Consider the following 6,657-nt stretch of genomic DNA (forward strand, 5'->3'; position numbering starts at 1 on the left):
CACGTCCTATCGACACGCTCGGGCAGATGCCTTCCGGCTATGGAACGACTATGCCCGCGAAATGACGGCATGAATGCACGAGGCACAGACCACCGCACCTAACGGACAACAACTTGGCAATGCCCCCCCAAGAGATCGACAAAGGACAACTTACGGGAGGCGAAAATGGTGCCGGAGGTTACGCTGAACTGGTGATGACAGGCTGCACATTTGAACCGACGTCGAGTGGACAGGTCATAGACGTCCATGCATCCGCAAACAGGGCAGTGCGGCGCACCATCCGTTTCTGGCTGCGGATTTCAGAAATACCGGACAGGGATTTCACTAAATCCCGGACAGCCGTTTCAGTAATTCCCGGACAGCGGGGTGTCGGCTGATCCTTGCGCTGCGTTCATTGGTCTTGAGAGATGATTTCGGCGTTTTCGTTCTGTGTCAATTCCGGCTTGGGACTTTTTCGGCGCATGCTGTCACCTTTCAGTTCAATACGGTGGGCATTGTGGATGATGCGGTCGAGGATCGCGTCCGCGATGGTGGGCTCGCCGATCATCTGATGCCAGCCTGAGACGGGCAGCTGCGCGGTGATGATGGTCGATCGGCGTTGATATCGTTCTTCGAAGAGTTCGAGCAGATCGAGACGCTGTTGATCTGTCAGGCTGTGGGTGCCCCAGTCATCGAGCACGAGGAGTTGCACGCGGGCGAGCTTGTCGATCAGCTTGGGAAACCGCCCGTCGAGGCGGGCTGTGGCCAGGTCTTCAAAGAGCCGCGGCATGCGGGCATAGGCCACGGAATAATCCATGCGCGCGGCTTGATGGGCGAATGCACAGGCCAGCCATGTCTTTCCGGTGCCTGTTTGGCCCGTAAGAATGATCTGCTCATGCGCTTTGAGCCACCCGCCCTGACCCAGTGATAGGATCTGTCGGCGATCAAGGCCGCGGGTGACCATGACGATCCCTACGGCCTCGATGTGCGCAACAAGCTGCTGTCAGATTACATCCAGGACCGGCGCGGGAACTGCATCACCATGCCGCACCGTTCCTGTTCATCATCCTAGGCCAACGGCTCGGGTTGGATGTTGTGCCCGCCATGGCCCCGCTGCATGTTTTCGTGAAATTCACCGATGATGCGGGCAAAACTTGGAACCTGGAAGCCACCAGCGGGGCGGGCGCTGCGCGGGATCAGCACTATCGCGACCTGTTGCCTATCACCGACGAGGCCGTGACAAATGGCGTGTTCCTGACGCCACTGACCAACGAGCAATCCGTCGCTGTCATCGCCGCTGTGGTAGTGGAGGAGCTGATCGCCGAAGGTCGCTATCACGACGCCATGGCTGTGGCTGACACGCTGATCGAGCACTATCCAATGTTCGCCTACATCATGGTCAAGAAAGCAACGGCATCCTACCATCTGCTGCGCACAGAATTTCACGAAAAGTACCCCACGGCACAAGATGTTCCAGAGGATCAGCGGCCCTATCTGGCCTACCTTCAGAGGGTCAACCAAGGCATGTTTGACAGAGCAGAATCTTTGGGTTGGCGAGCCTTGCAAAGATAGGGTAACGTCCGCTTGCAACTACACATTACATTTCAGGGGAATGGCCATGTTCCGCAATTTGAAACAGCTCATTCTGACCGCGCTCTTTGCATTTTTCGCTTCGCAAGCGTCGGCGATGTTCATTCAACCTGATTGGTTCGACCCAACGCAACCAGGTGTTGGCACAAACCGATACGCATATTCTGGCAATGATCCCATCAATAGGCTCGACTCATCGGGGAACAATTGGCGTTATCAGAATTTTGACAGCCAAGAAGAGGCCGATGACTATTTTTCTGAGCAAGCGAGTCACCATTACGACAGAGCTGATGCAATCCGCAATGGCACTAGTGCTTGGGATCATTTTCGAGATTACATTGGAATTGATGAAGAGCATGAAAGATTTGGGAACAACCATGCTGCTCGCATTGGCATTAGCACAGAAACGCGGCGAGCGCTTGATAACAACGAACTTGGTCAAGTAATTTTCGAAGGTTTAGTAGCGGGGGGGATTTCCCGACTTGCTGGAATGGGTGCTGTTACTACGCCACGGCCAGCTCCAACAGCTCGCTCACTGAGCGCAGCCGCGGTGACGAAACCTCAACCCTACGTCAGCGCAACAACTAGAAATATGAATGCCGCGGTTTCAATCCAAAATGGTCATGCAACAGTTGGCTTTCAAACCCGAAGAGCAACCTCTTTAAGCGGTCAAAATGTGGCTGCCCTGAGAGCAGAACTCCAAGCAAACGGTGTAAATTCTGTTGTAGTAAATACGGGTAGAATTGTTGAACCAACAGGACGGCTAAGCAACATCCTAAACACAAGGGCACAACAAGGCCGAACTTGGCATGGCCTTACCGTTTCCCCCACCGGCAACCCAAACAACGCGTACGTACTATTCGGTGTCTTGAAATGATCTCTCTTAGTGTAATCGACGCTCGCGTTAGGCGACAAAAGATAGCCGAACAAGCTGGTAACGATTTTGTTTCGCGGGACGTTATTCGAAGCCGCATTAGGGTTTTAGAGAACTTCCCCAAACAACAGTTTCTCTTTGCCATTTTTCAGAGTGAAGCCCGATGGACAGCAATTTCAGTCAACAAGCTTATTGGGTGCTATGATGGAAAATTGTCAGAGCTACAAATACAAGGCGAGACTGAAAAAATTCACCATTTCTTTGGCGAGGTAGGAGGCAAAGAGAAATCTGATGTTGAACTAGCCGATGGCCGCAAGTTTTGGATGAAGTCTGTTGGTGTATCCTGTTCCTTTCAGAATATTATGTTGATGCTTGAAGGCCTTCCTGAAGCGATCACCTTGGATGAATAGTTACTACGGCATTGCCAAGTTGTTGAGCATTGGATTTGAAAGGGGTTCTGTCGCGAACTTTCGAGAAGGTTGAAGATAGGCTGGCGCTGGACATAATTTTGCTGCGAGCTGGGCAAACTGCTGGAATGCGTTCAGGCCGTTGCTATCGAATTGCCCCTTGCGGATCATGTGCGCGGCCTCAATTCCCTCAAGAGTTGCGGACGCTGAATGAAATGCTTTGAAGCCAAGCATTCGCCCCGTGATGCGCTTGATGAACCGGTGGTCCTGCTCGAGGATATTGTTCAGATATTTGACCTGCAGGATGTTTATGGTCTGCCCTGTTTCTGTGAATTTCAAGATCACATTCACGGCCTCCAGCCCCGCTAGGTTCGCGCCGCTTTTGTCAATCACGATACGGTCGGGAACACCATTGTTGCCGAGCGCGCGGCGGAAGAAGCGCCGTGCCGCCGGCATGTCGCGCCGCTCAGAAAGCATGAACCGAAGGTCCGCGAAGCGAAATCGTAAGCGCTACGGCGTGCCCCTGTTGACTCCCTTATATCCAAGTCTCGCGGCGGTTCTAATCCGTCATAAGGCCTTTCGCAGAAAAGCCCGTTGTTATCCATGAAAGCAACAAACGCTTTGCACTTCTCCAGAACATGCTTTCCCAAATCAGAATGACCCGCGTACGCCTTAAAGAAGTAGTAAAGCGGAAAAACCGACAAATCGCTATCGTTCATGGCCGTCGGTCCAGCAAAGATGGGAGATGCTGCGATACATCTACCAATTGTCCAGTCACTCGATCACGTACGAAATGTCCACCTGAGTTCATAAATCGCGCCTCCTTCGCCAACTGAGTGCCTTTTGCAGCAGTCAAACTTGTCACCTCCCTGACTTGCAGTGCCTGTCCGTTTTGTACAGCAACGAAATCCAGACGCCTAGCACTTCCAGTTATGGGGTCGCGCGCAATTTTTCCATCGGCTGTGCGTAGATATTGCTGCCCCTGAATACTCGCTCCGGGGAATTGTGCCTGCATGTCAACCCCTGCAGAAAGTTCTCGCCGCGCGCCATCATACCGAAGCCGCTGCGGAGATGCAGGCCAAATATCCGAACGCGAGCATTCAGAACGAGCGCACCTTGTACAATCACAACGGGGCGAGGGCGATTGATTTTTCTGTAACTGGAACCGGTAGACGTTTGGACTGCTGTGCGGTACAGAATGGCAGGGTGCTCGAGGTGCGGGAGGTGACGAGTCCGACGGCAAACAAAGGCCCGCAACTGGATAAACAGAGGCGTATCGAGCAAAATGGCGGTACATTCATACGCGACCAGCAGACGGGACGACTGATCGACATAACAGGTTCACATCGGGTATTGGATCGCAGGCCATGAAAAAAGTTGACGTATCAGTTTTCGCTTTGGGTTGGTTGTTGGAAGGGTATTACAAAGACCATCCCGACGTGCAGGAGCACACGATAGCGCTGTGCAGAGCCTTCGTGAATTTCATGGATGCCAACGGATTGTTCGTCACCCGTCCTTACGAAGGCGACGATCCACCCCGGGATCTGAACATCGTTGAATCGCAACTGAGCCCGGAAGGAAAGGTCCTGTTTCGTAGCGCTGCCATCGACCGGTGGAAGGGGCGTAACGACGACATTACCAAACCGATCTCGATGCGGGTTTTAGAGCGCGAGTTGAAAAAGCTGCGCGGGAAATAGTCAGGCTGCGACAAGCGCCCCTCTATCGCTCCGCACCCGCGCTTTCGGCTGGCGACAAACACCACCGCCGCACCGGTTGCGAATTACGCCTGACCCGATCACCTCGGCTCCATCCGTGCAGCGATGGACGCTACAGGCTCGCGGGTCGAGAACCATAGCTTCAACCCCTGGGGAGAGAAGACCGCAGGCCTTGCGCCCAGCCAGACCCTGCCCGAAACCAAGGGCTGGATTGGCGAGCGCTTTGACGAGGACGCCGGGTTCTGTCGCAAAGATTTTCGGCTTGTTGGTTGTGCCGCTTCACCGGTATCGTGGTTTGGGATTGACGCTTGGGTGTGATTGGACGGTTACGATGGTTGACTTCATAGGCGCACACTACCCGAAATCGGTGATCCTGTTTGCTGTATTATTCTACCTGCGCTACCCAGTATCTTATCGTGACCTTGAGGAAATCATGCAGGAGCGCGGCGTCGATGTTGACCATGCAACGTTGAACCGCTGGGTGATCAAATACTCCCCCGCAATTGCTGCTCAGGCCCAAAGGAAGAAGCGTCCGACAGCGAAGTCATGGTGCATGGACGAGACGTATATCAAGGTCAAGGGCAAGTGGATGTATCACTACCGCGCGGTGGATCGGAACGGCGAAACCCTTGATTTCGCTTCGCGGACCTTCGGTTCATGCTTTCTGAGCGGCGCGACATGCCGGCGGCACGGCGCTTCTTCCGCCGCGCGCTCGGCAACAATGGTGTTCCCGACCGTATCGTGATTGACAAAAGCGGCGCGAACCTAGCGGGGCTGGAGGCCGTGAATGTGATCTTGAAATTCACAGAAACAGGGCAGACCATAAACATCCTGCAGGTCAAATATCTGAACAATATCCTCGAGCAGGACCACCGGTTCATCAAGCGCATCACGGGGCGAATGCTTGGCTTCAAAGCATTTCATTCAGCGTCCGCAACTCTTGAGGGAATTGAGGCCGCGCACATGATCCGCAAGGGGCAGTTCGATACCAACAGCCTGAACGCATTCCAGCAGTTTGCCCAGCTCGCAGCATAATTATGTCCAGCGCCAGCCTATACTCAACCTTCTCGAAAGTTCGCGACAGAACCTTTTGCGTTACATACGACCACGGCCAAAACGAAGCTCGGCCAATTCCGGCCCAAGGATGCATCCATGACGAAAACTCGTGTCGGCTATGCCCGGTGTTCAACCGACAAACAGGACCTCGCCGCACAACGGACTGCGCTCCTTGACCTCGATGTGGCGGAAGACCGGATTTACACCGATCATGGCCTAACTGGCACGAACCGGGAGCGGCCAGGTCTGGCCCAGGCACTGGCAGCAGTCCGTGAAGGGGACACGCTTGTCGTGCCGAAACTGGACCGGCTGGCGCGGTCGGTTCCCGACGCACGGGCCATCGCCGATGAACTGGAAAAGCGCGGGGTGAAACTGGCATTGGGCGCATCGGTCCATGACCCGACCGATCCGATGGGCAAGATGTTCTTCAACATCCTCGCCACCTTTGCTGAGTTCGAGGCTGATCTGGTCAGGATGCGCACCAAGGAAGGCATGGCCATTGCCCGTGCCAAGGGACGGCTGAAGGGCAAAAAACCAAAGCTATCGGATCGCCGCCAGACAGAACTGCGCCGCATGTATGACACGGGTGATTACTCGATCAGCGATCTGGCAGAGCTGTTCGACGTATCGAGGCCGACCGTCTATCGGGTCTTGCAGCGGACACCGAGCGCCGATGCGTCTTCGGCTGCGGTATAGCTGCCGTTCGTTGCGCTGCACATGAACTCACACAACGCGGACCAAGCTGCCGTTTGATGTTTTAGAGAAATTATCGTTGAGATACCTTAAAGGGATGATGCGGGTTACGGGAAATGAAGCTTTCAACTTCGGATAGCCGTTCTGGTAACGGCTCTTCATCTGGGTATCTTCTATAACTATAAAAGCGGAATCCTGCCTCCCAAAGTCGCTGAACCTTTTGCCATTGTTCGGTGTCGGATTTTCTCGGCGCTTTGAATGAACGACCCATCTCAAAGACAGCCTTGCCACAGTGAGGGCAGACATTGCCTTTCTCGCACGCGGTCATTTTCCATGACTTACG

The 6,657-nt window shown here is 54.1% G+C and carries 7 protein-coding genes and 3 pseudogenes; 6 read left to right on the forward strand and 4 right to left on the reverse strand.

Annotated elements, in window-relative coordinates:
- Positions 1 to 128: 128 nt before the first annotated feature.
- Both PUT78_RS22665 and istB read right to left on the reverse strand, forming a co-directional pair.
- A pseudogene (locus tag PUT78_RS22665) lies at positions 129 to 287 on the reverse strand (transposase); the annotation flags it as partial.
- Between the two features lie 104 nt (positions 288 to 391).
- Entirely contained in the window at positions 392 to 943 is a 552-nt protein-coding gene (gene istB / locus PUT78_RS22670; RefSeq protein ID WP_274354508.1) for an IS21-like element helper ATPase IstB, read from the reverse strand.
- Positions 944 to 1,083: 140 nt separating this feature from the next.
- On the opposite strand from istB, the gene PUT78_RS22675 reads away from it, so the two are divergent.
- The 3 genes from PUT78_RS22675 to PUT78_RS22685 are packed head-to-tail and all read left to right on the forward strand — an operon-like array spanning position 1,084 to position 2,853.
- Positions 1,084 to 1,551 (forward strand): hypothetical protein, encoded by a 468-nt coding sequence (locus PUT78_RS22675; protein WP_274354509.1) that lies wholly within the window; start codon positions 1,084 to 1,086, stop codon positions 1,549 to 1,551.
- 46 nt (positions 1,552 to 1,597) lie between these two features.
- Positions 1,598 to 2,446 (forward strand): RHS repeat-associated core domain-containing protein, encoded by an 849-nt coding sequence (locus PUT78_RS22680; RefSeq protein WP_274354510.1) that lies wholly within the window; start codon positions 1,598 to 1,600, stop codon positions 2,444 to 2,446.
- Complete coding sequence (locus PUT78_RS22685; protein ID WP_274354511.1) at positions 2,443 to 2,853, forward strand: hypothetical protein; 411 nt, start codon at positions 2,443 to 2,445, stop codon at positions 2,851 to 2,853. Before PUT78_RS22680 ends, PUT78_RS22685 begins: the two co-directional genes overlap by 4 nt.
- Positions 2,854 to 2,952: 99 nt before the next feature.
- Here PUT78_RS22685 and PUT78_RS22690 read toward each other — a convergent pair.
- A pseudogene (locus tag PUT78_RS22690) lies at positions 2,953 to 3,336 on the reverse strand (DDE-type integrase/transposase/recombinase); the annotation flags it as partial.
- A gap of 881 nt (positions 3,337 to 4,217) precedes the next feature.
- Between PUT78_RS22690 and PUT78_RS22695 the strand changes: the two are divergent.
- From PUT78_RS22695 to PUT78_RS22705, 3 genes and pseudogenes are all read left to right on the forward strand, one after another.
- Positions 4,218 to 4,547 carry a hypothetical protein gene (locus tag PUT78_RS22695; RefSeq protein ID WP_274354512.1) on the forward strand — a complete coding sequence of 110 codons (330 nt, stop codon included), beginning with the start codon at positions 4,218 to 4,220 and terminating at the stop codon, positions 4,545 to 4,547.
- Between the two features lie 349 nt (positions 4,548 to 4,896).
- Positions 4,897 to 5,600 (forward strand): annotated as a pseudogene (locus PUT78_RS22700) (IS6 family transposase).
- A 117-nt stretch (positions 5,601 to 5,717) separates the two neighbouring features.
- A complete protein-coding gene (locus tag PUT78_RS22705; RefSeq protein WP_274354513.1) occupies positions 5,718 to 6,317 on the forward strand; it encodes a recombinase family protein in 600 nt (199 codons plus the stop codon).
- A gap of 70 nt (positions 6,318 to 6,387) precedes the next feature.
- Here PUT78_RS22705 and PUT78_RS22710 read toward each other — a convergent pair.
- Positions 6,388 to 6,657: hypothetical protein (locus tag PUT78_RS22710; protein WP_274354514.1), on the reverse strand; the 270-nt coding region annotated here is incomplete at its 5' end.

It is taken from the genome of Roseinatronobacter alkalisoli (genome assembly GCF_028745735.1).
GTDB classification, from domain to species: Bacteria; Pseudomonadota; Alphaproteobacteria; order Rhodobacterales; family Rhodobacteraceae; genus Roseinatronobacter; species Roseinatronobacter alkalisoli.

What these genes read in the sequence shown, in the direction of transcription:
- PUT78_RS22680 (WP_274354510.1), top strand. Translation starts at nt 1,598, where the DNA reads ATGTTCCGCAATTTGAAACAGCTCATTCTGACCGCGCTCTTTGCATTT.
- PUT78_RS22695 (WP_274354512.1), top strand. Translation starts at nt 4,218, where the DNA reads ATGAAAAAAGTTGACGTATCAGTTTTCGCTTTGGGTTGGTTGTTGGAA.
- istB (WP_274354508.1), bottom strand. Translation starts at nt 943, where the DNA reads ATGGTCACCCGCGGCCTTGATCGCCGACAGATCCTATCACTGGGTCAG.
- PUT78_RS22685 (WP_274354511.1), top strand. Translation starts at nt 2,443, where the DNA reads ATGATCTCTCTTAGTGTAATCGACGCTCGCGTTAGGCGACAAAAGATA.
- PUT78_RS22705 (WP_274354513.1), top strand. Translation starts at nt 5,718, where the DNA reads ATGACGAAAACTCGTGTCGGCTATGCCCGGTGTTCAACCGACAAACAG.
- PUT78_RS22675 (WP_274354509.1), top strand. Translation starts at nt 1,084, where the DNA reads ATGGCCCCGCTGCATGTTTTCGTGAAATTCACCGATGATGCGGGCAAA.